The organism is Prevotella sp. P5-92 (assembly GCF_002251245.1).
Classification (GTDB): Bacteria; Bacteroidota; Bacteroidia; order Bacteroidales; family Bacteroidaceae; genus Prevotella.
This window is the reverse complement of sequence record NZ_NPJG01000023.1, coordinates 42,599-68,877: the sequence shown is the minus strand read 5'-3', so window position 1 is coordinate 68,877 and position 26,279 is coordinate 42,599. Positions and strand designations below refer to the sequence as shown.

Sequence of the window (26,279 nt, the reverse complement as noted above, 5' to 3'; positions counted from 1 at the left end):
AATAAACATTCAAACAATGAAAACTATTCTCACAACTATCATTACACTCGCTTCGTTCACTGTCAGCGCACAACAGGTGGTGAACGACGCCACCGCCCCACTCCACCTTATGAAGCCCGCATACACCTATCCCTACGGTGTGCCCGACAAAAAAGAGGTGAAGGCAAGCATCGACCGCATATTCGACTATCTCGACAGGACGACATTCGCCGAACTCGACGTCTCGGGCAAACAGCTGCGACGCGGCGACTTCCGCCTCACGTCATACGAATGGGGTGTGACTTATTCCGCCATGATGAGGGCAGGCGAACTCACCGGCGACACACGCTACACACGCTACGCCGTCGATCGCATGAACTTCCTCGCCGAACAAGCGCCACGCTTTATCAAAATGAAAGAGAAAGGCGAACAGATTGACAACCTCATGGAACAAGTCGTCTCCCCCGACGCCCTCGACGACTGCGGAGCCATCTGCAGCGCGATGATCAAGGCGAGAAACACCGGATATAAGTCATTGGACATAAAACAGCCCCGACTGTGGGACGAACAGATCGACCGATACTACGACTTCATCGCCAACAAGGAATACAGATACACCGACGGACAGTTCGCCCGACTCCGTCCTGTAAAAAACACTGTGTGGCTCGACGACATGTTCATGGGAATACCGGCCCTCGCCTTCAACGGCAACTGGGACGAGGCCGTAAGGCAGTTCCGACTGTTCCGCGAAAAGATGTGGGTGGCCGACAAACAGCTTTACCGACACGGATGGACACCTACGGCCGACAACTACCACCCATCGTTCTTCTGGGGACGCGCCAACGGATGGGCGCTCCTCACCGCCTGCGAACTGCTCGACGTGAAGGAAGACCCTTTCGTCCTCGACTGCTTCAAACAGCACCTTGCTGGGCTTCTTGCACTACAGTCACACGACGGCGCATGGCATCAACTCCTCGACCGCAACGACACCTATCTCGAGACATCCTGCACCGCCATCTATGCATACTGTCTGGCTCATGCCATCAACAAGGGATGGCTCGAACCTGAGCCATACGTCGGACAAACGCTGCTGGCTTGGCATTACGTCAACGCTCACATCACCGCCAATGGACAAGTGGAAGGCACATGCGTAGGCACAGGACTGGCTTTCGACCCTGCGTTCTATGCCTATCGCCCGGTAAACAACTATGCTGCCCATGGCTACGGCCCCGTGATATGGGCTGGAGCTGAAATCATCTGCCTCCTCGACTCACTGTGCATCAAGACCAACGACAGTGCCGTACATTTCTACCCCGAAGATCCCGGCACCGATGAACCTATTTTTTATGTAAAATAAAAACGAGCTTAGCTCAAATCATGGATATTTAGAAGTTAACTTCCTTAACTTCTAAATATCTCCTTTCTTCCCTACCTCCTAAGAGTTGAATGAAAATTTGAAAAAACATCCAAAAAGATAGTTTTTTGGACAATAATTGCAGTTTGATTCATTTTTTTCCTGCTAACTTTGCAAAAAATTAGCAATCATTTAAAAAAAAATGAAATCAATTATCAGAAAAACCCTTCTTATGGCAGCTCTCGCAACAGCAGCCATGACGTCAGAGGCAATGCCAAAGGTATTCGACCTCACAAAACCGCAACCAACATACAACGACTCCATCGGCTATGGTTACGACATCAACACTAAAAGCCGCAAAGACGGCGACGGATTCTATTTCTCTATAAAAGTGCCCGACGGCAACTATCTCGTCACCGTCACCTTAGGCTCGAAGAAACATCCCGCCGTCACCTGCGTCAGAGCCGAGTCACGACGCCTCATGATAGAAAACTGCAAGACAAAGAAAAAGGAACTGCAGACCTTCTCCTTCGTGGTAAACAAACGCTCGCCATATATCAACGAGAAGATGAACGTTAGACTCAAACCACGTGAACACGACTACCTTAACTGGGACGACCGCCTCACACTTGAATTCAACGGCGAGAACCCCGCCGTCACCTCTATCGAGATCCAGCCAGCCTCCGATGGCGTGCGTACCGTCTATCTCTGCGGCAACTCTACCGTCGTTGACCAAAACAGCGAGCCTTACGCCTCGTGGGGACAGATGGTCACCCGATGGTTTGGCAACAATGTAGCCATATCCAACCATGCCGAGAGCGGACTTACCGCAGGCTCATTCCTCGCCGGCAACCGACTGGAAAAAATCCTCACTACACTCAAAAAAGGCGATTATGTCTTCTGTGAGTTCGGACACAACGACCAAAAAGAAAAAGGCGCCGGAGCTGGTGCATGGTACAATTTCCAATACAACCTTAAGATATTTATAGATAAGGTGAGAGCCAAAGGCGCTGACATAGTCTTCTGCACACCCACACAACGAAGGGCTTGGGACAAGGACAACCTCCACATCATCGAGACTCACGGCGACTATCCCGACGCCATGCGCTCTGTGGCACAAAGGGAACATGTGCCCGTAATAGAGATCCACGACATGACACGCACATTCTTCGAGACACTCGGATACGAAAACAGCAAGCTCTCGCTCGTACACTATCCTGCTGGCACATGGCCCGGACAAGACAAAGCCCTTGCCGACAACACCCATTTCAATCCTTATGGTGCCTACGAGGTGGCAAAGATGATCGTCATGGGCATCAAACAGCTCCAACTGCCAGGTCTTGCTGACAACATCCTACCCGATTGGCAAGACTTCGACCCGGCACAGCCCGACAACTTCTCTGCCTTCAAATGGTATCCCGCTGCTGTCAGCGACACAACCAAACCCGACGGCAACTAACACAAAAAACTCGATAATGCCAAAAAACAAGGAAAGGAAATCAAAAAACCTTGTTTTGTATCGGGTTTTGTAGCTACCTTTGCAGCAGAATAATAAAAATCGAAGAAAACAAATACCTAAAAAATGAATCAAAGAAGTTACTATTTCGCTGTTGATCTCGGTGCCACCAGCGGACGAACCATAATAGGAAGCATCACCGACGGCAAACTTGAGCTGGAAGAACTGACTCGTTTCGACAATGCCATCATCGAGACTGGAGGACACTTCTACTGGGACATCTTCGCCCTGTATAACGAGATCATCAAGGGACTGAAACTCGTTGCACAACGCGGCCTAAAAATTACAAGTATCGGTATCGACACCTGGGGATGCGACTTCGTATATGTAGGAAAGGACAACGCCATACTGCGCAATCCTATGGCTTACCGCGATCCTCACACCGAGGGCATCATGCAGCAGTATTTCGACGAGAAGATCGACCGTCAGACTGTGTACGACAAGACTGGCATCCAGTTCATGAACTTCAACTCGCTGTTCCAAATCTATGCCATGCGCAAGGCGGGCAACACCGCCCTGGAGAATGCAGAGAAAATACTGTTCATCCCCGACGCCCTAAGCTATATGCTCACCGGCAACGCCATTTGCGAATATACTGTGGCTTCAACCTCGCAGATCCTCAATCCCAAGACCGGCGACCTCGACGCCACACTCGTCGAGAGCCTCGGACTTAATAGAGAGCATTTCGGCGTCATGACGGCTCCCGCCACCATCATCGGCACCATCACTGAAGAGGTGCAGAGAATGACAGGACTGGAGGCTGTACCCGTAATCGCCGTGGCTGGTCACGACACGGCAAGTGCCGTAGCCGCAGTCCCCGCCGCCAACGAGAAGTTCGCCTACCTCAGCTCCGGCACATGGAGTCTCATGGGCATCGAGACTCGCCACGCCATAATCAACAGCCACAGCTTCGACCTCAACTTCACCAACGAGGGCGGCATCGACGGCACCACACGCTTCTTGAAAAATATTTGTGGCATGTGGATCTACGAGCGTTGCCGCAAGGAATGGGCCGATGCCCCTAAGTCTCATTCAGAGCTACAAGCAGAAGCTATGAAGCAACCGGCTTTTGTCAGCCTCATCAACCCCGACGATGCCGCGTTTGCCAACCCATCATCGATGACCGAGGCCATACGCAGCTATTGCAAGCGAACCTCGCAGCCCGTACCTGAAGGCTACGCGGCACAATGCCGTTGCATCTTCGATAGCCTCGCACTGCGCTATCGTCAGGTATTCACATGGCTGAAAGAGTTTGCCGACTTCGACATCGACATCCTCCATATCATCGGCGGCGGCTCGCTCAACAACTACCTCAACCAAGCCACGGCCGACAGTTGCGGCGTCACCGTGTTGGCAGGTCCACAGGAAGGCACCGCCATCGGCAATATCATGCTCCAGGCAAAGGCATCCGGCTCAGTAAGGGACATCTGGGACATGCGCAAGATTATCGCCCAGTCTATCGAAATGCGCCGCTTTGAGCCAAAAGACAAGGCTTTGTGGGACGAGGCATACGAGAAGTTTATGAATATGATTAAGAGTTAAGGAAGACGTTTCCTTTGAAGTTCAAGAAATTGAGTGATTATAATAAAGCATTAACATTAAATCAAAGACATAAATATGAAAGAAGAATTAATCCTTAAGAACTATGAGATTGCCAAGGAGCGTTATGCAGCTCTTGGTGTTGATACCGACAAGGCTATCGAGACTTTACAGAAAACCCCCATCTCGCTGCATTGTTGGCAGGCTGACGATGTCGTTGGCTTCGAAAGCGGCGCGGCAGCATCGGGCGGCATCCAGACCACAGGGAACTATCCTGGCAAGGCTCGCAACATCGAAGAGCTCCGTCAGGACATCGACAAGGTACAGTCACTGCTCGCCGGCACCTACCGTCTTAACCTCCACGAGATTTATGGCGAGTTTGGCGGAAAGTTCGTCGATCGCGACCAGGTAGGCGTAGAGCACTTCCAGGGATGGATTGACTGGGCAAAGGAGCACGACATGAAGCTTGACTTCAACTCCACCTCATTCTCTCATCCAAAGAGCGGCAACCTCACATTGTCAAATCCCGACAAAGCCATACGCGACTTCTGGATTGAGCACACTAAGCGTTGCCGCCACATCGCCGAGGCAATGGGTAAGGCTCAGGGCGATCCATGTATCATGAACATATGGGTTCACGACGGCTCGAAAGACCTCACCGTAGAGCGTCATCGCTATCGTCAGATCCTCAAGGAGAGCCTCGATGAGATCCTTGCCGAGGACCTGCCAAACATGAAACCTTGTCTTGAGGCAAAGCTGTTCGGTATCGGCCTTGAGGCATACACCGTAGGTTCACACGACTTCTATGCTGGCTACTGCTCAAAGAACAATGTCATCTACACCCTCGACACAGGCCACTATGAGCAGACGGAGAACGTCGCCGACGCCATCCCTTCGCTGCTACTCTTCGTTCCTGAGCTCATGCTTCACGTGTCTCGCCCCATGCACTGGGATTCCGATCATGTCACACTCTTCGACGACAACACCCGCAACCTCTTCTCGGAGATGGTACGCGCCAATGCCCTCGACCACTGCCATATCGGTCTCGACTATTTCGACGCCTCCATCAACCGCATCGGAGCCTACATCATCGGTGTACGCGCTGCACAGAAGTCTCTGCTCCAGGCCTTCCTCGAGCCTCTCGACCTCCTGCGCAAGTACGAGGACGAAGGCAAACTCTTCCAGCGTCTTGCCCTCCTTGAGGAAGAGAAGACCCTGCCGTTCGGTGCTGTTTACGACTATTTCAACCTCAAGAACAACATTCCTGTTGGCGAGACATTCATCGCTGAGGTAGAGAAATACGAAAACGAGGTTCTCTCGAAACGAGGATAATCACAATGGATATCATACTCGGTCTAATAATAATAGCCATCGGAGCCTTCTGTCAAAGCAGTTGCTACGTGCCCATCAACAGGATCAAAGACTGGAGTTGGGAGAGCTACTGGATTGTACAAGGAGTCTTCGCATGGCTTCTCCTACCGCTGCTGGGAGCGTTGCTCGCAGTGCCGGCAGGACACTCACTCGCTGAACTGTTCTCTTCCGACAACTCTTTCAACATCCTCATGACCGTCGTCTTCGGTATGTTGTGGGGTGTTGGCGGACTCACCTTCGGCCTCTCTATGCGTTATCTCGGAGTAGCTTTGGGTCAAAGCATAGCCCTTGGCACATGTGCAGGACTCGGCACCGTGATGGGTCCCGTACTCCTCAACCTCTTCTTCCCCGAACAGGATGCCCTTTCCTCTCTTACGTTTTCTGTCATCGCCGGAGTGTTGGTAACACTCTTAGGCATCGCTATTATTGGCGTTGCGGGCAGCATGAAGTCTGCCTCCCTGTCCGAAGAGGAGAAGAGAGCTGCCGTCAAGGACTTCAACTTCCCCAAGGGACTCGCCATAGCCCTGCTTGCAGGATTCATGAGCGGATGTTTCAACGTAGGTCTTGCCTTCGGAGCCGACATCAACTTCGGCGAGCTTACGCCTGACATGTACAAGACCCTTCCCGCCACGCTGCTTGTCACCGTGGGCGGATTCCTCACCAATGCCGTCTATTGTTTCTGGCAAAACAGCCGCAACAACACATGGGGCGACTATAGCAAGGGCTCGGTATGGGGCAACAACGCCCTCTTCTGTCTCCTTGCTGGCGGTCTGTGGTACAGTCAGTTCTTCGGTCTGTCGCTCGGCAAGGGCTTCCTCACCGAGTCGCCTACACTGATGACCCTATCCTTCTGCATACTCATGGCTCTCAACGTAGTGTTCTCTAACGTCTGGGGCATCATCCTCAAGGAGTGGCAAGGCTGTTCACGCAAGACCATCACAGTGCTCGTAGTCGGTATTGCCGTCCTCGTCCTATCCTGCTTCCTTCCGCAGATGATATAGTAGTTAGTTGACAATGAGGCGATGGTGGCTCCAATGCCCGCTGATGTAGGGTCTTACTTCATGTAAGACCGCCCGCTGCGAAACCTTCACGAAACCACCACGTAACCGCCGCGAAACCGCCGCGAAACCACCGCAATATTCCTTAAAACGAACAAAAAAATTGAACAATGAGAAGATTTGCATTTAAGATGTACCTCAAGCCTGGATGCGAAGAGGAATACGCCAAGCGCCATGCAGCAATATGGCCAGAGCTAAAACAGATGATAAAAGACCAAGGCGTCAGCGACTACAGCATCTTCTGGGATCGCGACACCAACATTCTCTTTGCCGTACAGAAATGCGACAAGGACACCAACAGTCAAGACACCACCGATGTTGACCCCATCACCCAGCGTTGGTGGGACATGATGGCTGATATCATGGAAGTAAATCCCGACAACTCGCCTGTCAGCATCCCTCTTGACGAACTGTTCCACATGGATTAAATAAGGTAAAAAGATAAAGGGTTTATTATTTGAGAATCCCTACAGCCGTGGCAACCACACCACATGCTGTAGGGATTTCTCTCTCTTGTCTGTTGATGAGAATGAGGAATTAGTCGAGAGTGTCGAAAAAACACATATCTTTTGTGATTGTCACCCAAAAACTTGCATAACAAAAAGAAAAGCATTACCTTTGCATAAGGTAAGCTACATTTGACTTCGTCGACCTCTGTCGCGACTCGGAATAGCTCGAGTAAGCTCGGCTCTTCACTCGCTGCTCCATCGGTTCGGCAAAACAATCAATCAAGCTTGTTGATTTTGCACTCGATTTGCATTACCTTTGCATAAGGTAAGCTACATCTCGGCAAAACAATCAAGCAAGCTTGTTGATTTTGCACTCGATTTGCATTACCTTTGCAAAAATATTTGAAACTAAAAAAGGAAAATTATCGTGAGAGTAAAAATTCAGACTTCATTAGGCGACATCATCGTGCGCCTTTATGACGAGACACCACGTCATCGTGACAACTTTGTGAAACTCGCTAAAGAGGGATATTTCGACGGGACGCTGTTCCACCGTGTAATCAAGGACTTTATGATACAAGGCGGCGACCCAGACTCCAAAGGTGCACCGGCAGGAAAGAACCTGGGCACAGGCGGTCCCGACTACACCATCCCCGCAGAATTTGTGTTCCCGCAACTGTTCCACAAGCGTGGCGCACTGAGTGCCGCACGCACCGGAGACGAGGTGAACCCCGAGAGGGAGAGCAGCGGCAGCCAGTTTTATATCGTATGGGGAAAGACATACAAGCCAGCTGAACTAAAGCAGATGGAGAGGCAGATGGCCATGCAGCAGGAACAGGCCGTGTTTAACAGGCTTGTGGCCGAAAACAAGTCGAAGATCATGGAGTTGCGTCGCAACCGCGACCGTGCCGCCCTTCAGGAACTGCAAGACGACCTCATCGCCCAGACGCATGCCATCACTGCCGAACAAGGCGCACCGAAGTTTACCGACGAGCAGGTGCAGGCCTACACCACAATCGGCGGCACGCCGTTTCTCGATAACCAATATACGGTGTTTGGCGAAGTGGAGGAAGGACTCGATGTAGTGGAGACGATACAGAACGTAGCCACTGGCCGCAACGATCGTCCTGTAGATGACGTCTCGATGACGGTGATGATGATTTGACAGCGACGGCAACGTGTACGTTATTTTATACACCCACAGTTCTTGAAAGCGCAATTGTCGCACTTGGCGGCGCTCATTCTGCCGTTATGTATCACAAATGTTCATGTTGTCAACAGTTGTATTTTAAAGTAATGCACAATACATATTAAGGGTAAAAAAAAGCGGCACAGGGACTTGAGTCCTGTGCCGCTCTATATTTTGTAGCAAGGGAATGCTACTGAGCAAAGGTGACGTGTGTCAAAGCTGCTATAGTCAAATGTTTTTTATTTCATATATCTTCTTATTTCAAGTATTCAGCCAACGAAGAACGGATATCCTTTAGGCCCTTTGCCACGCTCTTAGCGTTGAGTTGCGCACCCTTGAACGAGGTGTGGGTATGGTCGTGGTTGTAGTAAGCCTTAGCTTTCTTTTGTCCCTTACGGTCGAGATAGTCGGCAGAGATATTGTGGACATCCACAAACTCCACTCCCGTTTCAGCAACCACCTCGCGATACCACTTGCCATAGGTGTCGTTACGGCGCTCTATCTTTCCTCCCGGCCATTCGTTGCGCGGGGTAAGCGAGACGAGGATGGGCGTGGCACCCTTTTCCCTCACGTCCTGTATGAACTTCTTCAAATACCATCCGAAAGAATAGACCACCTCATACTGTCCGCTGCCTTCGAGCTTATAGACATGACTGGTGTCTTTGGTGCAGGCAATGGTACCACGCATCTTTTGCTTGTCGATAGGTCCGATATCGTTATGTCCGAACTGGATGAGTACGTAGTCGCCCTTCTTCAGACTGTTATATACCTTGTCCCATCGGCCTTCGTTGAGATAGGTGCGTGTGCTGCGTCCCGCCTTGGCACAGTTGACACAGGTGATCTTCTTCTGGTCAAACACGGTGTAGGCCTGCGAACCCCATCCCCACATGCCGTCGGGGTTGGAGTCCTCGTTTTTCACGGTGCTGTCGCCGGTGATGAACACTACGGGCTTTCCCTCCTCGCGTTCTACATCGACGGTAGGCAGGGCTACATTGACCATCATTGCCTTCAGCGCGGCGAGTTTCGGGTCGTCGCTCTCAGCTATGCCTTCAGCCGCCGAACGCGCGTTCATCATCGCTCCGAAACGACTGGTGTGTATATGGTCGGTGTAGAAGTGATATTTCTCTTTCCATGGCCCGTAGCTGTCGAGCTTTGCCGCCGAGCGTTCATTGAGATCGACGAAAGGCACGTTTTCCTGCTGAGCTACCTGTCGAGCCCAAAGTCCGAAGGTCTTATCGACGCGGACAATCTTTCCATTGTCATCATAGGCGTCGCGAGGCGTTAGCGACATGAGTATGGCATTTGCGCCCACTGCCTTACAGTCGTTGATATAGCGGCGGAGATATTCGCCATAGGTATATACGGTCTCCTTCACGCCCGTCTCCTTGATGGTCACGGGCAGCGAGTCGTTGCCTATGCCAGGTATGCTGGCGCGCGCTCTTCCGCTATCGTACGGTCCGTTGTCGTTATGTCCGATGGAGATGATCACCCAGTCGCCTTTCCTTAATCCCTTTCTCACGTCTGGCCAAAGTCTGTTGTAGAACGTGCGGCTACTGGTGCCGCCGAGTGCTTGGTTTTCGACGGTGATACGGTTTTCGTCGAAGAAGGCATGGGCATAGAATCCCCATCCCCACTGTCCGTTGTTGCCGTTACCGAGGGTTCCGTTACGCATGGTAGAGTTTCCCACGAGGAAGAGCACGGGGTTGTCTCCCTTTCGGCTGGAGCCTGCGGGGACGCGTGCGGTCTCCGCCTTTCCGAGACTGTCGAGTGTGAGGTCAACGACTTTGTTGACGTCTTCCATTGGAGCAGTCACTTGTGCGTTTATTGCCGGTGCTGACATCACGAGGGCAGCACCAAAAAGTAGTTTTCTCATTTTATCAGTTGTTTTATGTTCTTTACATGTGGAGGTTGGTTGTACGACACGTTTTGCCACGCCACGCCCATGCGGTAGATATGGTCGTGCATGAGGGTCACTACCCTGTAGTCGGTGGGGATATTTGTCGTGAAGATGTTGAGATGCGAGGCGTCGTTCTTGTCCCAGAAGATGAGTTCCTCGCGCCAGTCGCCGAAGATATCGGCCTGAAGGTTAGGCGTAGCCTTGGTCCAGTTGCAGGAGGTGGTGTTGCCCATCTCGTAGAGGTGACGGCAGTTGCTCAGTGGCAGCGGCACGGCTTTCTCGCCGTCCCATTTCTGCAGGTATGGTGGGAACGACGGTCGCCAATTCATGTTGGCAAGCAGCTCTTCCTGCAGGTCGCCGTCCCAGTAGATACGGAAATTGACTGCGGGCAGACTGTCGGCGATGGCATTTCCCTTGATGTCTTTCACCGTGTGGCTGCCTATGTGCCACATCTCGCATCCCTCGTGGTGGGGGTCGATGTCGGCAGCCAGTCCGCGTCCGGTGTCAAAGTCGGCCGGCTCGCTCCATATTATCTCTCCCGTGCGTGCGTCGCGCAAGTCGGCACCATAGGGGAACGACTCGTGTACCATGAAGTATTCGAGTCCTGGACGGGCAGGGTCGAGGTCGGCCAGATGCTGTGCATCGCCATGTCCGAGACCTGTGGAGTAAAGCAGCGAGCCGTCGTGGTCGATAGCAGCCGAGCCGTAAGTTATCTCGTCGCATCCGTCGTCATCGACATCAGCCACGGCAATGCTGTGTGCCCCTTGTCCGTAGGCAGTAGCCTTGAGGTGTTTTGCCTCGTTCACTATCTTACCAGTGCCGTCAGCGAGGGTCCAGTGGCTGGAGGAGAGCGAGGCGTGGAGCCATCGTGTTGAGAGATGCTTTCCGTCGAAATCTACTGCCCAGAGATACGACCTGGTATAATACCCGCGACACATCACGGCGCTGGGGTTCTTATCCATTCCGGCGAGGTAAGCCACACAGGCAAGATAGCGCTCGCCACGGTTGCCTTCCACCATCTTGTCGCCCCATCCGGCATACTCCGCACTGCCGCCGACACCATAGCCACGGTTAGGGTTATACCACACTGTATGTATGGCATCGCCCGTGAGTCCATTGAACACAGTCAACAGTTCTTCGCCGCTCTGTATGCGTCCCCGCTTGTTGCGGTGGTCGGCATGGTTGTCTATCTGTCTGATAGCCTCATCGTCGGCTACCTCGCTCACGTATCGACGTAAGGCGTCGAGCGAGCCAGGTGCAGTCTTGCAGATGAGTTCAGCGCGGCCGTCGCCATCGAAGTCATAGACAAGGAACTGTGTGTAATGTGCTCCAGCGCGGATATTCCGTCCGAGGTCGATGCGCCACAGCTGCGTGCCGTCGAGGCGGTAACAGTCGAGGATCACGTTGCCGGTGTATCCGTCGTGGGAATTGTCGTGCGCGTTGGTCGGTTCCCATTTCAGTATCAGCTCGTAGTCGCCGTCACCATCCACGTCTCCCACGCTACAGTCGTTAGGCGTGTAGGCATATTGTCGTCCGTCGGGGGTGACGCCTCCTTCCGGCCGACTGACTGGCATACGGAGGAAGAGGTCGTCCCATGGTGTGACCTTAGCTGATGCCGTCTCCCTCTTTCCCTTGGAGCGTGTCACTATCTGGTAGAAGCTGTCTTTCTTTCCGCCCTTGTCGGTATAGTTTGTGAGCTTTATACCTGAGGCAACAATCTGGGCGTCTCTCACCACGTCGAACACGGTATTGGCATCGTCGGTGGCGAGCATGCGCCAACTGACGAAGTTGCCTCCCTCTTGTGCAGGCAAGACAACCACGCCTCTTGAGAGTGTCTCTTGTGCCCCGGCAACCAATAATGCTGCCAATAAGAGCTGTATGGTGATAATAAGTCGTTTCATCGGTTTTGTCTATTAGATGCAATTGTCAATATTTTCGGCTGCAAAATTACACTTTTCCAACAGAAAATGACTATAATAATTGACATTTCTCTTTTGAATTGTGGTCATGGCAGGCGTAATATGCGTTCGTCTCACAGGTGAGCCGAGGTCATTTCACCAGTTTGGGCTTTAGTTCGTCGGGCGAGTCGTTGGTAAACATGTTCACTTCGCCTGCCACCTTGGTGAAGAGGTCGGCGACACGTGCGATATCTATCTCGTGTGCCGGAGCGAAGCGGTCAGACTGCATGTAACTCAGTATCGACTGCCTCATCTGGCGTGCGGCATGACGGGTGTCGAGGCCAGAGGAGAGATCCATGGTGGTCATCACCAGACGGCCCTTTCCCACCCTTGCTTCGAAGAGCATGCCTATCTTGCGTGACACAAACCACGTGTCGATGCTCTGCACCGTGGGCTGGAAGTCGGCGGGGAAGTCTGTGAACTGCATCACCTGTGCCTTGTTGACCAATTCCCACCACTGCAGATCGCTGTGATAGTCGGTGGGGAAAAGGGCAAGCATGGGATGACGGTCGTCGATGAGCAGTCCGGTGGTGTGCGGCGGACGCATCTTAAACCACGAAGTGTTCCAAAACACGGGCAGGAACTGCTGCTTCACCTCCTTGCCATAGCTCACCTTGCCTGCTGCTAACAGTAGCACCTTGCCTCCCTTAAGGAGCTTGCGACGAGCTTTGCTATCGAGTGTATCGGTGACATAGACGTCGCCCTCGTCGGCCAACAGATGCTGTGGATAGACCCAGAAGTCCCAGTGGTTACGGGCTTCGGTACCAGGTACGGTGACGGAAAGAGTATATTTCCCGGCACGGCTTATCCCGTGGAGCGGCACAGTGATGGAGCCCACAGAGAGAAGTCCCTCCTTCTTGCCGCCTTCGACGGCGATGCTACCGCCCACTCCGTGTAGGTCGTTTCCGCTGACGCTCCATTCCACTCTCTGATTCGTGCAAGGTTCCTTGGCAAACCATGAGAGCATCAGGTCGGCACGGAAGGTCTCGCTATTGTCGTATGTGAACTTGCTGATCTTTGCCAATGGCACGATGTCAGAACAAAACTCGCGGAACTCGGGTGCGGTGACATATCCCTTGTCGTCATAAAACACGTCGGTAAGTCCTACGAGAGCCGTTCCCTGTCCGCTGTAGTCGTTGAGGGCAAGGAGTTGGAATCCAGCGTAGTCGGGCGTGCGGAGATGGCGTTCCAACTCGTATTTGTAGCATAGTGCCTGCAACTTTCCTGAGGCGAGGAGGAAGTCGGAGGCACGGCTCGCCATGCCGTTACTGGCAAGCAGGTCGCGGAAGATCTCGAAGTTATAGGGCTTGTTGACGCCAGTGTATTTCGGCATCTCGGCGAAGTTGGGGAACACACACCATTGTCCTGTCTCATGACTGACAAAGGGGATGGTGATGGCCGTGCCCGGCATGTCCTTGCCGTTATAGGTATTGATCTTTGCAGAGAAGTCGGTCATGGCTTCGGGTTGTCGCTTTGTCCATGTGTCGAGACCACGTGCACCAGCCTTCACGGCAAACTGCGTCTTGGGTTGCCATGCCCATCCGCCGCCGACAGAGAATCCGGCATAGAGATGACGTGGGTCGTGACGCTCCATCACGGGCATCTTCTCGTTGCACCACTTTACCCAGTTGCCTGCCGGCTCGTTGCCGAAAGCGAAGAAGCAGAACGATGGATGATTGCCATAGGTGTCGGTGATGCTGATACTCTCGTCGAGGAGGTATTGGTCCACATACTCGCCCCTGCCGAGTTTCACGCCGTGGTTGGGCCACGACGGTCCTTCTGGCTGAAGGTAAATGCCCATGAGGTCGGCGGCTATGAAGGCTGCCTCTGGAGGACAATAAGAATGGAAACGCACGTGGTTGAGTCCCCACTCCTTGCACTTCCCGAACACACGTCGCCACGAGTTGACATCCGTGGGAGGATAGCCGGTGAGAGGGAAGCAGCAGTTTTCCACCGTTCCGCGCAGCTGCACGAGGCGGTCGTTGACATAAAACATCTTCCCTCTTATCTCTATCTTCCTCATGCCGAAATCAGTGGTGGAGGAATATGTTGTGCCGTCGGTTGCTACATCTACCGTGAGGCGGTATAACTGAGGCGAATACTCGTCCCAAAGCAGCATGCCGTCGCCCATGTCTATAGGAATTACAGTGGCGGTGGTGTCTATCACCACGGTCTGACGCGGCGCCGTCACCACATGGCTACGGCTGCTGTTGAATGCCTCTGCCCGCAAGGTGACGACGGCCTGTCTGCCCGCCAATGCCTTGTCGAACATCACCTTCGCCACAGCTTTCCTCTTATCTACGTCGGGAAAGACCTTCACTTGGCAGATGGCATTATACTCCTGTAGTTCGATGCGTCCCACCATTCCGTTCCAGTCGCCCTGTGTCTGGTCTGACACGGAGTGTGAGTCTTGTCCGACGTTGGCCACCATGGGGTCGTTGTCAACACAAACGGTGATGGTGTTATCGCCTGGTCGCAACACATTGTCGAGGGCATACACGTGTGGCACTGAGAGCGAGTTTTGTGTGCCAATGCGCTGGCCGTTTACCCACACCTCGGTAGAGATATGCGGACGTTCGAGAAAGAGGCGGTATCTGGCAGCCGCTCCTTCGGGCAGAGTGACGACACGCTCATACCATGCCTTACCGACATAGTGCTTGACAGGCGTGAGGAAAAACGGGAACTTGGCTGTTTGTCCCTCCCTGCGGTATTTCTCCATATAGGGATTATGATAGAAGCTGGAGTCGTAGATTGCTCCCACCCAACGGGTCTTAGTGTCGGGAGCGTTGCCCTTCATGCGCTGTGGCATCGAACCGGGCAGCTGTATCATGTCGGTCATCGACTTGTCGGTGCCGAAGCGCCATTGTCCGCTGAGGTCAATATGCCTTGGCAATGCTTTTGCCTCGCCACGCGATTCCCTTGCAGGAGCACTTGCAGGTTGTGCCATCGACAATGCCGAGCACAATAGAGCCATTAATATGGTGATGTTTCTCTTCATACAAAGTTATGCTATTTGAGTGGCTTTCATTATTTGGGTGGAAAATTTGACTTCATGTCGCAATTCGGGTGCAAAGGTACAAACAAAAGGACAGAAAACACTTAGCTTTCTGTCCTTTCTACTATCATATTTGGCTTTGTCTATTGCCAGATAAAAAATATTTCTCTTCCTGTTTTGTCTTTATCAAGGAGTCAACACCTTTATCTCACTACCCTGGTAAATTCTGGCCTCTGGTCCTTTGCCACGGTGACGTAAACCTGTGCCGACACGACGGTGCCTTCTCTCGACTGTGAGTTTACGGTGAAGAGATATTCAGTAGTGTCGCCAATGGTGCGCTTGCCAGCGCTGACGGGAGTGCCAATGGGCATGGGATAGTCGCCACACGCCTTGTCGAAGTTGCCGATGCACATGGACGAAAGCGACGAGAAGATGCCTCCGCCCAGGACGGAGATATCTGAGAAGTGATTAGGATTGGGTATCTCCATGTCTTCAAGGTGCCATGCCAGCAGATGCGGGGCATTGCCATGAATGGAGATACCATTGGTAGCACCTCCTGATGCCACTCCGGCGAAGGCCGTGGCAAGACGAGCGGGGTCGTCGAAGCCGCCTGCATACCGGCTGGTCTCTTCCACGCTGAACATTCTTCCTCCCGTAAGCACCATTCGGTTGAGCGCCTTCTCTTTCGTCACCTTCGGACGTATAACGAGGTTGCCCAGTTCCTTCACCGCCTCGCTGAGCAATATATCGACATACGTCTCCTTGGCTGAGGTGACGAGCAGTTCGTTCATCTCCACCGTCTCATATCCCACATACTGGCATCTGAGGTTATGTCTGCCCACAGGCACATCGCCTATCGAGAACCTTCCGACGCTATCGCTGATAGCCTTCAGCAGGGGATTGTCTGTAAGTATTATGGTAGCGTAGGCTACTGGTTCGTGGTTGATAGCATCCCTTACTGTTCCTCTCAGAGTCTGCGATGCTTTTTGTGCGCATACATTGACAGAAGCTGTCATTACCATCACTGTCAACATGAGTCTTAAAACTGTGTTTCTTAATACAATCATTACCTTTTTCATCTGTTTATTGTTACTGTTCATCTTGTTTTGGGGTACAAAGTTACACTTCTTTTCCCAGCCGCCCTCCTTTCCGCACCTATTTCTTTTCTTTCTGGGACACATAGCTCAAGGGCGTGACGAATGGCAACTAAATGTGACGAACGGCAACCCAAATGTGACGAACGGAAGTCATGACATGGTAACCATAGAACAGCATCCCGAAACTGACTTAGACTAGAAAAAGTGGTTCTTCTGCAATTTAGTTGAAGAGCACATGTTCAAGTATGAGTTTATTCTTCGACAGATTGATACGTCGATTATTATTACTATTGCGCAAAAATTAACATATTCGCACAATGGAAGGAATAAGAAAGCATCATCGTTCACTTGTCAACTGAATACCCTATTCAGTTGACAAGTGATTGCCTTATTCAGTTGACAACTGATTGCCCTATTCAGTTGACAACTGATTGCCCTATTCAGTTGACGACTGATTACCCTATTCAGTTAGCAACTGATTACCTGACTTATACTGGAACATGCGCTCTTAAACTAAATTGCAGAAGAACCACCTTTTTCAGTTGAGGTCACATACTTGCTGAAGTCGATGGCAAATATAGAGATTATTTCTTATACCACAAAATATTTCAGAGGGAAAATGTAAAAAATATTCTTTTTTTCTATAACAACCGTTTAATTATCAAACCCCAAAACATACCGCCACCTTATTACATATATGCGTACGAGATTCAATCATTACCTTTTTCATCTATTTTATAATTACTGTTCGTCCTGTTTTCGGGGTGCAAAGTTACACTTCTGTTCCCAGCCGCCCTCCTTTCCGCACCTATTTCTTTTCTTTCTGGGACACAAAGTCTATGGGCGTGACGAACGGCAACCAAAATGTGACGAATGGAAGTCATGACATGGTAACTACTTAGCATGCTAATTAATATTCTCCTTATGATTAGTTTTGGTGTTAGAGATTACACAAAGAATACTCTTGATTATAGGCAGATACTGACTCAAAAAAAAGGAGAGGGGTGCTATTTCGATAAGATAAAGTAAATATGCGGCAAGTTTTATGTGAGTCAATACCAAAGTCGGTGTAAGTCTGATGAAAAATGCCCCAATTATTTTTGTATTTTAGGTGTTATACTAATGTTTCGCATTAATTCTGAAACTGCAAAGGAAATCTAAAGGAAAATGGCAAATTATCTGGATATTAGTTGTTTTTTGCCGTATTTATTTTGTATTATCTTCATTATTTATTAACTTTGCCCACGAAAAGAATGGTTAAGCGTATGAAGTACCCTATAGGAATACAAGATTTCGCACAGATTATCCAGGACGGATATGTATATGTGGATAAGACGGACTTGGTGTATAAACTCGCCACGGAAGGAAAGATTTACTTTCTGAGTCGCCCAAGGCGATTCGGAAAGAGCTTGCTTTTATCCACACTCAAATACTATTTCCAAGGAAGGAAAGACCTGTTCAAGGGACTTGCCATCGATAGGCTCGAGACCAAATGAGCGGAATATCCTGTATCCATATCGACTTCAACGGAGGAAACTACGACAAGGATGGTGAACTCGAAAAACGCATACAAGGATATGTTGAGACTTGGGAGAACCAATGGGGCAAAGACCCTATAAACAAGGAAATGGGCGCAAGACTTGCCTATGTATTTAATCAAGCTCACGAAAAGTCTGGACGACGTGCCGTGGTACTTATTGACGAATACGACAAACCGCTACTCGACGTGATTGACACAGGCTATACAGGACTGCTAAATGGCAAGGAAACAAAGCTGGAGGATATACATCGTGGTATATTAAAAGGTCTTTACAGTATATTCAAACTTGCCGATGAGGACTTGCAGTTTGTGATGCTTACTGGTGTCACCAAGTTCTCGCAGGTGAGCGTATTCAGCGGTTTCAACCAGCCGGATGATATCAGTATGAACCGACGTTATGAGGCCTTGTGCGGAATCACAATAGAAGAACTTCTCACCGTCTTTGACTCATCTATCAGAGAGCTGGCCGACGACCTCGGCCTGAGCTATGACGAAACAGTGGGGCTCCTAAAGAAGAAATACGACGGCTATCACTTCGGAGAGAAAATGATTGACATCTTCAATCCATTCAGCATCCTCAACTGCTTCAACAACCTTCAGATGCGCAACTTCTGGTTTGCCTCAGGCACTCCATCCTATCTCATCCGACTACTTGCCCATTGCAACGAGAATATCAATGAACTTGTGGGCAAATACTACGATGCATCACAGTTCATTGACTACAAGGCTGATATGGAAAAGCCGCTAACGATGATTTATCAGAGCGGTTATCTCACTATTAAGGATTACAACAAGAGGCTTTCAACATACCTGCTTGACTTCCCGAATGAAGAGGTACGCAATGGATTTATCGACGCTTTAGCTTCAGGATATTTTCAAGGAAGTAATTCGCCGACATCTTGGGTCATAGATGTTACTACATCTTTAGACAATGGCGACACCGCGCGATTCGAGAAGCTGATGACCTCGCTTCTCTCCTCCGTCGCCTACCGCTTCCAGCTCAAGCAGGACCCGATAGAGTGCGAGCGATATTTCCAATACACGTTCTATCTCATCGTCAAGATGCTCGGTTTCTATTGCACCGTAGCAGAAAAAGAGACGAGCGAAGGGCGCATAGACTGCGTGGTGGAGTGTCAGAGCTACGTCTATATCATCGAGTTCAAGCTCAACGGCTCTGCCAAGGCTGCCCTCAAGCAAATTGAGGACAAGGGCTGTGCCAAGCCCTATGCCACCGACAACCGCAAACTGATTGCCATCGGGATCAACTTCTCGTCGGAGAAAGGAACAATCGACGGATTTCTGCCGAAGGAGCTATAAATAATCATAGAACAAACACAATAATTGGCAGAGTGATAGGACGTAACGATCTTATGGCTGACACATATTAATTGGCACTATGTAGTTTATCTATTCATGTTGACTACTTATCGTCTTATCTATAAAACAGTTTTCCAAGTTAATTAACTCGAGTTTCGGAAGTAATATTTGAACCACAGAGTTTAGGAGATTGAGAGATTTCAAATTCTTAAGAGTTTGAATGCCTTTGGCATTTAGAGTCCATAGAGGGCTGCGCATGACAACAGCAGCATGATTTCTTTTATCCGCACGTTATATAAAGATATCTGCGTCTATATACCACTTTTGTTAATAATCAATAACAGGAGAAATAAAAAGACGAATTAGTTTTGGCATGAGACAATTATTTACTACTTTTGCCATGAAAACTAAGAATTGAACTATATGAACAATATTACAGACAGACTCAACGCACTGAGACAACTGATGAAAGACGAAAGCATCGACGCCTTCATCTTTCCAAGCACCGACCCACACAACGGAGAATATGTGCCCGACCACTGGAAGGGACGCGAATATATTAGCGGATTCAACGGATCTGCCGGCACTGCCGTGGTGACCATGGAAGACGCCGCACTATGGACCGACTCACGCTACTTCATTGCAGCCGAGGAACAGCTGAAAGGCACCGGCTTCAGACTGATGAAACTGAAGACCGAAGGCACACCGACCATAGCCGAATGGCTCGGACAGAAACTCGCCGCCATAGACGGAGCCGTGGTGGGACTCGACGGAATGGTGAACTCGGTGAACACCGTGGAGAGCCTTGCCGACGAACTGACAAAGCAAGGAGGCATCACCATAAGAACCAACCTCGACCCACTGAAAACCATCTGGACCGACCGGCCAGAAGTGCCAGAAGACAGAGTAGAGATACACCCCATGAAATATGCCGGAGAAAACGCCGAGAGCAAGATAAGAAGAATAAGGGAAGAACTGAAAAGACAACATGCAGTGGGAATGCTGATGTCGGCTCTCGACGACATAGCATGGACACTGAACATGCGCGGCACCGACGTACATTGCAACCCCGTGTTCGTGGCGTACCTCCTCATAGACGAAGACGACACCACACTCTTTGTCAACCCCGAAAAGCTCGACACGGAGACACGCGGATACCTGAAGACCATAGGTGTGAAAACCGCCGACTACGAACAGGTAGAACAAGGACTGAAGAAATACAAAGGCTACAACATACTGTTAGACCCCGACGAAACCTCATACACTCTATATAAAGCATACGGCGAACGGCCCAAGGTGATGCTTCCATCGCCAGTGCCAGCGATGAAAGCCGTGAAAAACGAGACCGAGATAGAGGGATACCGAAGCGCCATGCTCAAAGACGGAGTGGCAATGGTACAGTTCCTAAGATGGCTGAAACCCGCAGTGGAAAAAGGTGGAGTCACCGAGATTTCGGCCGACGAGAAACTCACCGCCCTCAGGGCACAGCAACCACTCTTCCGCGACATCTCGTTCGACACCATAGCCGGATATGGAGAACACGGGGCAATAGTACACTACGAGGCCACACCCGACACCGACATCGAACTGAAGCCCGAGGGACTACTGCTGCTCGACAGCGGAGCACAATATATGGACGGCACCACCGACATCACACGCACCATAGCACTGGGCGACGTGACCGAAGAGCAGCGACATATCTACACCCTCGTGCTAAAAGGCAATATCAACCTCACAATGTGTAAGTTCCCCGCCAATGCAAGCGGCACACAGCTCGACATTCTCGCCCGCCAGGCAATGTGGCGAGAAGGACTGAACTACCTTCACGGCACCGGACACGGAGTAGGATCCTACCTCAACGTACACGAAGGGCCACACCAGTTCAGAATGGAATGGAAACCCGCACCGCTGAAGGCAGGCATGACCGTGACCATAGAGCCAGGCATCTATCTCGCCGGCAAGTTTGGCGTAAGAACAGAAAACACCTGTCTCATCCGCCACTACATGACCACCGACTTCGGCGACTTCCTTGAAATAGAGCCACTCACGCTATGTCCTATAGACAAGACACCTATCGTCGTGGCGATGCTCACCGACGAGGAACTCAACTACCTCAACACATACCACGCCAAGGTGTACGAGGCACTGTCGCCCTATCTCGACGACGATACAAGAGAGTGGCTGCGCGACGCATGCAGTCCGCTGAAAAGATAAAAAACACGCCAAATCGATGCAGAAAGGAGAGGGAAGCAATCATTTTGCCAGGCAAAATGCAAAAAAAAAGCCGAAAAACTTGCGTATCTCGCAAATTATCAGTAACTTTGCACCCCAAATCGGACAAGAACGTCCAAAATATTAACATTCAAAATTAATAAATTAAAAAAGTAAAAGCAAAATGATTATTGTACCAGTAAAGGAAGGCGAAAACATTGAGAAGGCCCTCAAGAAGTTCAAGAGAAAGTTTGAAAAGACAGGTGTAGTAAAAGAACTCCGCGCACGTCAGCAGTTCGACAAACCATCTGTACTTAAGAGACTTAAGATGGAACACGCCATTTACGTACAGAAGCTTAGAGCTACCGAGGAATAAAAAAACCCCGAAAAAATTTGGTAGTTTCGAAAAATTTCCGTAAATTCGCTGCTGAAAACTGAAAACGCAGTGAAAGATGGTTGAAAAGTTCCTTGAATACATGCGACACGAGAAGAACATGTCGCCGCTGACAGTCGCAAGATACGGAGATGATCTGAACGACTTCAGACAGTTTTTTGAGGCCATCGACGACCATCTGTCGTGGGAAACCATCGACCAGGACATCGTCAGAGGATGGGTTGAGCACATGATGGACAAAGGTCATGCAGCCACATCAGTCAACAGACGACTCTCCGCCCTGCGGTCTTTCTACCGGTTCGCACTGAAACGAGCATTGGTAAGCAAGAACCCCGCACATCTGGTGAAAGGACCCAAGAAAGCCAAGCCCCTGCCCAAATTCGTCAAGGAGACCGACATGGACAGACTCATAGACAACGAAGAGCTATGGGGCGACAGCTACAAAGAAGTCCTCGCGCGTACCTTAATTATATTATTATATGAAACAGGTATAAGAAAGGCGGAGCTGATAGGACTCAACGACGCTGACATCGATTTCAGACAATGCACCATAAAGGTGACAGGAAAGCGCAACAAACAGAGGATAGTGCCTTTCGGCAATGAACTCCGCGATGCCTTGACGGCATACATCGAGAAGCGAGACCGGGAGACAACAAGACAGACAGAAGGACTGCTTCTCAGTGCACAAGGGCAAAGACTAAGCCCATCCTTTGTAACCAAGGCGGTGAGAGACTCACTCGGCAAGGTGACCACGATGCAAAAACGATCGCCACACGTGCTCAGACACACTTATGCCACCGCCCTCCTGAACCACGGCGCAGGAATAGAAAGTGTAAAACAGCTGCTGGGACATCAAAGTCTATCAACGACCGAGATATACACCCATACGACATTCGAGCAGCTAAAGCGAGTTTATAAACAAGCCCACCCACGGGCATAACCTTTAAAAATTGGAGGTATCTATGGAAATTAAGATTCAGTCAATTCATTTTGACGCTACCGAGAAGTTACAGGCGTTTATCGAAAAGAAAATCGCCAAGTTAGAGAAAACATACGAAGATATTCAGAAAGTAGAGGTGCAATTAAAGGTTGTAAAGCCTGCAACGGCCCAAAACAAGGAAGTTGGGATTAGCGTCACGGTGCCTGGAAACACATTATTTGTGGAAAAGGTGAGCGACACTTTTGAGGAATCAATCGACCTTGGAGTGGATTCCATGCGGGTTCAACTGCAGAAATATAAAGAAAAAACAAGAAATTACTAAAAAAAACGCTGAAAAATTTTGGTAATTAAAAAATAATGCGTACCTTTGCAGCCGATTTCCGACAGTACTGCTTACCGAAAGGGATGCGGCTGCAAGGTACAAGCCTCTTTAGCTCAGTTGGCCAGAGCACGTGATTTGTAATCTCGGGGTCGTTGGTTCGAATCCGACAAGAGGCTCAAAACAAAAGGCACGGGTGTTTTCCAGAGTGGCCAAATGGGGCAGACTGTAAATCTGCTGTCTTTCGACTTCGGTGGTTCGAATCCATCAGCACCCACAAAAAGATGCCAATATGTTTTTTGGCGAAAGCCAATACAGAGTGATAAGCGGAAATAGCTCAGTTGATAGAGCACTAGCCTTCCAAGCTGGGGGTCGCGGGTTTGAGCCCCGTTTTCCGCTCTCTTGTTGCTGTATTAGCTCAGTGGTAGAGCACTTCCTTGGTAAGGAAGAGGTCCTGAGTTCAACTCTCAGATACAGCTCTAAATAAAAATCATCAAACAGATTATTCATTAAAATTAAATAAACAAGTAAAAGCTATGGCAAAAGAGACATTTGTCCGTACCAAACCGCACGTAAACATTGGTACAATTGGTCACGTTGACCACGGTAAGACTACTCTGACTGCTGCCATCTCTAAGGTTCTTCACGAGAAGGGCTTCGGTAGCGAGGAAATTAAGTCTTTCGATCAGATTGACAACGCTCCTGAAGAGAAAGAGCGTGGTATCACCATCAACACTGCTCATATCGAGTATGAGACAGCTAATCGTCACTATGCACACGTTGACTGCCCGGGACACGCTGACTATGTGAAGAACATGGTTACTGGTGCTGCTCAGATGGACGGTGCTATTATCGTAGTTGCTGCTACTGATGGTCCTATGCCTCAGACACGTGAGCACGTACTTCTCGCTCGTCAGGTAAACGTTCCAAAGTTGGTTGTATTCCTGAACAAGTGCGATATGGTTGAGGATGAGGAAATGCTCGAACTCGTTGAGATGGAGATGCGCGAGCTTCTCGATCAGTATGAGTACGATGGCGACAACACTCCTATCATCCGTGGTTCTGCCCTTGGTGCTCTTAACGGAGTTGACAAGTGGGTTGAAAAGGTAATGGAGCTGATGGATGCTGTTGACAACTGGATTCCACTTCCTCCACGTGACACAGATAAGCCATTCCTTATGCCTGTTGAGGACGTATTCTCTATCACAGGTCGTGGTACTGTTGCTACTGGTCGTATCGAGACTGGTGTTATCCACGTAGGTGATGAGGTTGAGCTCCTCGGTCTTGGTGAGGACAAGAAGTCAGTTGTAACTGGCGTTGAGATGTTCCGCAAGCTCCTTGATGAGGGTCAGGCTGGTGACAACGTAGGTCTTCTTCTCCGTGGTATCGACAAGAAGGAAATCAAGCGCGGTATGGTACTCTGCCACCCAGGACAGATCAAGCCATTCAAGAGATTTAAGGCTCAGATATATGTTCTGAAGAAGGAAGAGGGTGGTCGTCACACTCCATTCGGCAACAAGTATCGTCCTCAGTTCTACCTCCGTACAATGGACTGTACAGGTGAGATCACTCTGCCAGAGGGTGTAGAAATGGTAATGCCTGGTGATAACGTAACTATCACTGTTGAGCTCATCTACGCCGTTGCCCTTAACGTAGGTCTCCGTTTCGCTATCCGCGAGGGTGGACGTACAGTAGGTGCTGGTCAGATTACTGAGATTATCGAGGACTAATACTCAGATAATATAAATAGGTTCCCAAGACAACGCTTGGGAACCTAAATACGGGAATAGCTCAGTTGGTAGAGCATCGGTCTCCAAAACCGAGGGTCGTGGGTTCGAGTCCTCCTTCCCGTGCTAAAAGATAGCGATATGATTAAGAAATTCGTCAATTATTGCAAGGCGTGTTACGTTGAACTTGCACAAAATACGACTTGGCCAACAGGCCGCGAGCTTACACATAGTGCAGTGGTTGTTTTATCTGCTTCCCTAGTCATTGCATTGGTAGTGTGGGCTATGGACTTGGTATTTAAGTTTGTTATGAGTTCTATTTATCCCAACTAATTTTATTTGGAGATGTCTGAGACAGGTATGAAATGGTACGTCCTACGTGCCGTTAGTGGTAAGGAAGCAAAGGTCAAAGAATACTTGGAAAAAGCTATCGTGAACAACGATGTGCTGAAAGACAATGTAGGAGAGATACTGCTCCCGACAGAGAAGTATGCAGTGCTTCGCAATGGAAAGAGAGTGATCAAAGAGAAACTCTACTTGCCAGGATATGTGCTTATCCAGGCGAGACTTCAGGGCGAGGTGGCGCACACTCTTCGTTTTATGCCCAATGTCTTGGGTTTCTTAGGTGGTTTGGATAATCCTTCTCCTGTTAAACAAGCTGATATCAATAGGATTCTCGGTTCTGCCGAGGAGTCAACTATCGAAGTGTCGGAAGTTGCTGTCCCATACAATGTGGACGATGCAGTCAAAGTCACCGACGGTCCGTTCAGCGGCTTCAGCGGTATCATCGAAGAGGTGAACGCCGAGAAGCGCAAGCTGAGGGTTATGGTCAAGATATTCGGAAGGAAATCTCCTCTCGAATTAAGTTTTTCGCAAGTTGAAAAGGAATAAGCCGTGATTTGTTACGGTACGGCCGATGTCCTTTATACACGGCGGATGGCTCAGGCCAGACGCTTAACAATTAAAAAAATAAAAAATACAAATGGCTAAAGAAGTTGCTGGATTAATCAAATTACAGATTAAGGGTGGCGCTGCAAATCCCTCACCACCAGTAGGACCTGCACTTGGTTCGAAGGGTATAAACATCATGGGATTCTGCAAGGAATTTAACGCCAGAACACAGGATAAGGCAGGTAAGATTCTTCCTGTCGTTATCACCTACTATGCAGACAAGTCTTTTAGCTTTGTCATCAAGACTCCTCCTGCAGCTGTACAGCTTAAGGAAGCAGCCAAGGTGAAGAGCGGCTCTGCTCAGCCTAACCGCAAGAAGGTTGCAAGTGTGACTTGGGATCAGGTTAAGGCAATCGCTGAGGACAAGATGAGTGACTTGAACTGCTTTACTGTAGAGTCAGCTATGAAGCTGATCGCAGGTACGGCAAGAAGTATGGGTATCACTGTACAAGGGGAGTTCCCTGGTAAATAATTTAAA

General features: G+C 49.9%; 21 protein-coding genes and 5 tRNA genes. 22 read left to right on the top strand and 4 right to left on the bottom strand.

Features of this window, described 5'->3' with window-relative positions; genetic code table 11:
* The first annotated feature begins 1 nt into the window (after nt 1).
* The 7 genes from CIK99_RS02910 (at nt 2) to CIK99_RS02880 (ending at nt 8,431) form a co-directional block, all read left to right on the top strand.
* A complete protein-coding gene (locus tag CIK99_RS02910) occupies nt 2-1,336 on the top strand; it encodes a glycoside hydrolase family 105 protein (protein WP_094379670.1) in 1,335 nt (444 codons plus the stop codon).
* Between the two features lie 199 nt (nt 1,337-1,535).
* Nucleotides 1,536-2,792, top strand: a complete 1,257-nt coding sequence (locus CIK99_RS02905; protein WP_371590824.1) for a rhamnogalacturonan acetylesterase — start codon at nt 1,536-1,538, stop codon at nt 2,790-2,792.
* Between the two features lie 123 nt (nt 2,793-2,915).
* A complete protein-coding gene (gene rhaB / locus CIK99_RS02900; protein ID WP_094379581.1) occupies nt 2,916-4,391 on the top strand; it encodes a rhamnulokinase in 1,476 nt (491 codons plus the stop codon).
* Between the two features lie 75 nt (nt 4,392-4,466).
* Nucleotides 4,467-5,720, top strand: a complete 1,254-nt coding sequence (locus CIK99_RS02895; RefSeq protein ID WP_094379579.1) for an L-rhamnose isomerase — start codon at nt 4,467-4,469, stop codon at nt 5,718-5,720.
* A gap of 5 nt (nt 5,721-5,725) precedes the next feature.
* Entirely contained in the window at nt 5,726-6,760 is a 1,035-nt protein-coding gene (locus CIK99_RS02890) for an L-rhamnose/proton symporter RhaT (protein WP_094379576.1), read from the top strand.
* Nucleotides 6,761-6,927: 167 nt separating this feature from the next.
* Nucleotides 6,928-7,245: an L-rhamnose mutarotase gene (gene rhaM / locus CIK99_RS02885; protein WP_094379574.1), complete on the top strand. Its 318-nt coding sequence runs from the start codon at nt 6,928-6,930 to the stop codon at nt 7,243-7,245.
* Nucleotides 7,246-7,687: 442 nt separating this feature from the next.
* Nucleotides 7,688-8,431 carry a peptidylprolyl isomerase gene (locus CIK99_RS02880; protein WP_094379572.1) on the top strand — a complete coding sequence of 248 codons (744 nt, stop codon included), beginning with the start codon at nt 7,688-7,690 and terminating at the stop codon, nt 8,429-8,431.
* A gap of 280 nt (nt 8,432-8,711) precedes the next feature.
* On the opposite strand, the gene CIK99_RS02875 is transcribed toward CIK99_RS02880, so the two are convergent.
* The 4 genes from CIK99_RS02875 to CIK99_RS02860 form a co-directional block, all read right to left on the bottom strand.
* Nucleotides 8,712-10,328 carry a rhamnogalacturonan acetylesterase gene (locus tag CIK99_RS02875; protein ID WP_371590823.1) on the bottom strand — a complete coding sequence of 539 codons (1,617 nt, stop codon included), beginning with the start codon at nt 10,326-10,328 and terminating at the stop codon, nt 8,712-8,714.
* Nucleotides 10,325-12,253 (bottom strand): rhamnogalacturonan lyase, encoded by a 1,929-nt coding sequence (locus CIK99_RS02870; RefSeq protein WP_094379570.1) that lies wholly within the window; start codon nt 12,251-12,253, stop codon nt 10,325-10,327. Before CIK99_RS02870 ends, CIK99_RS02875 begins: the two co-directional genes overlap by 4 nt.
* Before the next feature lie 148 nt (nt 12,254-12,401).
* Nucleotides 12,402-15,308 (bottom strand): sugar-binding domain-containing protein, encoded by a 2,907-nt coding sequence (locus tag CIK99_RS02865; RefSeq protein ID WP_254047701.1) that lies wholly within the window; start codon nt 15,306-15,308, stop codon nt 12,402-12,404.
* Between the two features lie 200 nt (nt 15,309-15,508).
* Nucleotides 15,509-16,372, bottom strand: coding sequence for a carboxypeptidase-like regulatory domain-containing protein (locus CIK99_RS02860; RefSeq protein ID WP_254047700.1), 864 nt, complete (start codon nt 16,370-16,372; stop codon nt 15,509-15,511).
* 1,295 nt (nt 16,373-17,667) lie between these two features.
* On the opposite strand from CIK99_RS02860, the gene CIK99_RS15980 reads away from it, so the two are divergent.
* The 15 genes from CIK99_RS15980 to rplK all read left to right on the top strand — a co-directional run bounded on the left by CIK99_RS15980 (nt 17,668) and on the right by rplK (nt 26,273).
* Nucleotides 17,668-17,898, top strand: a complete 231-nt coding sequence (locus CIK99_RS15980) for an AAA family ATPase (RefSeq protein ID WP_371590822.1) — start codon at nt 17,668-17,670, stop codon at nt 17,896-17,898.
* Nucleotides 17,895-19,259: an AAA family ATPase gene (locus CIK99_RS02855; protein ID WP_371590821.1), complete on the top strand. Its 1,365-nt coding sequence runs from the start codon at nt 17,895-17,897 to the stop codon at nt 19,257-19,259. Before CIK99_RS15980 ends, CIK99_RS02855 begins: the two co-directional genes overlap by 4 nt.
* Nucleotides 19,260-19,682: 423 nt before the next feature.
* Nucleotides 19,683-21,473 (top strand): aminopeptidase P family protein, encoded by a 1,791-nt coding sequence (locus CIK99_RS02850; protein WP_094379564.1) that lies wholly within the window; start codon nt 19,683-19,685, stop codon nt 21,471-21,473.
* A 181-nt stretch (nt 21,474-21,654) separates the two neighbouring features.
* On the top strand, nt 21,655-21,846 hold the full coding sequence (rpsU, locus tag CIK99_RS02845) for a 30S ribosomal protein S21 (protein ID WP_094379562.1): 192 nt from the start codon (nt 21,655-21,657) through the stop codon (nt 21,844-21,846).
* A gap of 76 nt (nt 21,847-21,922) precedes the next feature.
* Nucleotides 21,923-22,804: a tyrosine recombinase XerC gene (xerC, locus tag CIK99_RS02840; protein ID WP_094379559.1), complete on the top strand. Its 882-nt coding sequence runs from the start codon at nt 21,923-21,925 to the stop codon at nt 22,802-22,804.
* Between the two features lie 22 nt (nt 22,805-22,826).
* The gene (gene hpf, locus CIK99_RS02835; protein ID WP_094379556.1) at nt 22,827-23,126 is read left to right on the top strand and encodes a ribosome hibernation-promoting factor, HPF/YfiA family; all 300 of its coding nucleotides are present in this window, start codon (nt 22,827-22,829) and stop codon (nt 23,124-23,126) included.
* Nucleotides 23,127-23,228: 102 nt separating this feature from the next.
* Nucleotides 23,229-23,302 (top strand) — tRNA-Thr (locus CIK99_RS02830).
* Nucleotides 23,303-23,317: 15 nt separating this feature from the next.
* Nucleotides 23,318-23,400, top strand: a tRNA-Tyr gene (locus tag CIK99_RS02825).
* 49 nt (nt 23,401-23,449) lie between these two features.
* A tRNA-Gly gene (locus CIK99_RS02820) sits at nt 23,450-23,522 on the top strand.
* Between the two features lie 8 nt (nt 23,523-23,530).
* Nucleotides 23,531-23,602 (top strand) — tRNA-Thr (locus CIK99_RS02815).
* A gap of 57 nt (nt 23,603-23,659) precedes the next feature.
* A complete protein-coding gene (gene tuf, locus CIK99_RS02810; protein WP_094379554.1) occupies nt 23,660-24,853 on the top strand; it encodes an elongation factor Tu in 1,194 nt (397 codons plus the stop codon).
* Nucleotides 24,854-24,903: 50 nt separating this feature from the next.
* A tRNA-Trp gene (locus CIK99_RS02805) sits at nt 24,904-24,976 on the top strand.
* Nucleotides 24,977-24,991: 15 nt separating this feature from the next.
* Nucleotides 24,992-25,183 (top strand): preprotein translocase subunit SecE, encoded by a 192-nt coding sequence (secE, locus tag CIK99_RS02800; RefSeq protein WP_094379551.1) that lies wholly within the window; start codon nt 24,992-24,994, stop codon nt 25,181-25,183.
* A 12-nt stretch (nt 25,184-25,195) separates the two neighbouring features.
* Entirely contained in the window at nt 25,196-25,741 is a 546-nt protein-coding gene (nusG, locus tag CIK99_RS02795; RefSeq protein WP_094379549.1) for a transcription termination/antitermination protein NusG, read from the top strand.
* A gap of 91 nt (nt 25,742-25,832) precedes the next feature.
* Nucleotides 25,833-26,273, top strand: a complete 441-nt coding sequence (rplK, locus tag CIK99_RS02790; protein ID WP_094379547.1) for a 50S ribosomal protein L11 — start codon at nt 25,833-25,835, stop codon at nt 26,271-26,273.
* The last annotated feature ends 6 nt before the right edge of the window (nt 26,274-26,279 follow it).